Below are 1,453 nucleotides of genomic sequence, written 5' to 3'. Positions count from 1 at the left end.
CGCGTGACGGCGATCGAGCCGGCCGCGGTGGTCGCGGCATCCGGTCCCATCGCCGAGGCCATCGGCATCGTCACCGCCGAGCTGGGCGAGGTGCCCGTGATCGGCTTCGCCGGCGCGCCCTTCACCCTCGCCGCCTACCTCGTCGAGGGCGGCCCGTCGAAGGAGCACCTGCGCGCGCGCGGCATGATGCACGCCGATCCCGAGGCCTGGCACCGACTGGCAGGGTGGCTCGCCGAGGTCTCGCGGGCCTTCCTGGGCGTGCAGACGGATGCCGGAGCGTCGGCAGTGCAGCTGTTCGACTCGTGGGCGGGGTCGCTGTCGGCGGCGGACTACCGCGAGTTCGTCGCGCCGCACTCCCTCGCCGCACTCGAGGGGGTCACCGTGCCCCGCATCCACTTCGGCGTCGGCACCGCACACCTGCTTCCGGACATGCTCCTGGGCGGGCGAGCCGACGCGGTGGGCGTTGACTGGCGGACGCCGCTGGACGAGGCCGCACGCATCGTCGGGCCCGACGTCACGCTGCAGGGGAACATCGATCCCGCGCTGCTGGCGGCGCCCTGGCCGGTGCTGTCGGCGCACGTCCGCGACGTCATCGCCCGCGGCGGCGCCGCCCGTGCGCACATCCTCAACCTCGGGCACGGCGTGCCGCCCGAAGCCGATCCCACGGTGCTGACCCGCATCGTCGCCCTCGCCCACGGGGAGGACGCATGAGCGACGCCGTAGACCTCGTCGCGCAGGCGCGCGACACCCGCATCGTCGTCGTCGGCGGCGGTGTCGCGGGCCTGGTCGCGGCGCTCGAATGCGCGAAGGTCGGCATGCAGGTGACGGTGCTCGAAGCGTCGGACCGCCTCGGCGGCGTCGTCCGCTCCGCCGACGTCGACGGGGTGACCGTCGACGTCGGCGCCGAGAGCTTCGCCACGCGCGGGGGCACGGTCGCGGCGCTGGTGACCGAACTGGGGCTGCAGCACGCCGTGGTCGCGCCGGGCGCGGCCGGCGCCTGGGTGGCCGGCCTTCCGGGCGGGGCCGCGGCGCCGCTGCCCGCCGGCGGGATCCTCGGGATTCCCGCCAACCCGTTCTCGGACGACGTTCGGCGCGTCATCGGCTGGCGCGGCGCGTGGCGGGCCTACCTCGATCGCCTCCGCCCCCCACTGACGATCGGCCACGAGCGCAGCCTCGGCGCCCTCGTGCGCCGCCGCATGGGCACGGCCGTGCTCGAGCGGCTCGTTGCCCCCGTGACCACCGGCGTGTACTCCGCACGCCCCGACGACATCGACGTCGACCTCGCCGCCCCGGGCCTCAACAACGCCCTCACCCGCACCGGTTCGCTGTCGGGCGCCGTGGCGCAGCTGCGTGGCGGCCGCGCCGTCGTGCCCGGCCAGGCGGTGCAGGGACTCGCCGGCGGCATGACCCGCCTCGTGGATGCGCTCGTCGAGCGGCTGACCGAACTGGGCGT

Annotated in this window: 2 protein-coding genes; both read left to right on the top strand. The window is 75.6% G+C overall.

The window, feature by feature from the left end:
- Window positions 1–711: uroporphyrinogen decarboxylase family protein (locus NQ160_RS23705; RefSeq protein WP_257517442.1), on the top strand; the 711-nt coding region annotated here is incomplete at its 5' end.
- Window positions 708–1,453, top strand: a 746-nt coding sequence (locus NQ160_RS23700) for a protoporphyrinogen/coproporphyrinogen oxidase (protein ID WP_257517441.1), incomplete at its 3' end; no start/stop codon positions are given. The genes NQ160_RS23705 and NQ160_RS23700, both read left to right, overlap by 4 nt.

It is taken from the genome of Microbacterium sp. zg.Y909, assembly GCF_024626565.1.
This window is presented reverse-complemented; position numbering and strand designations above follow the sequence as displayed.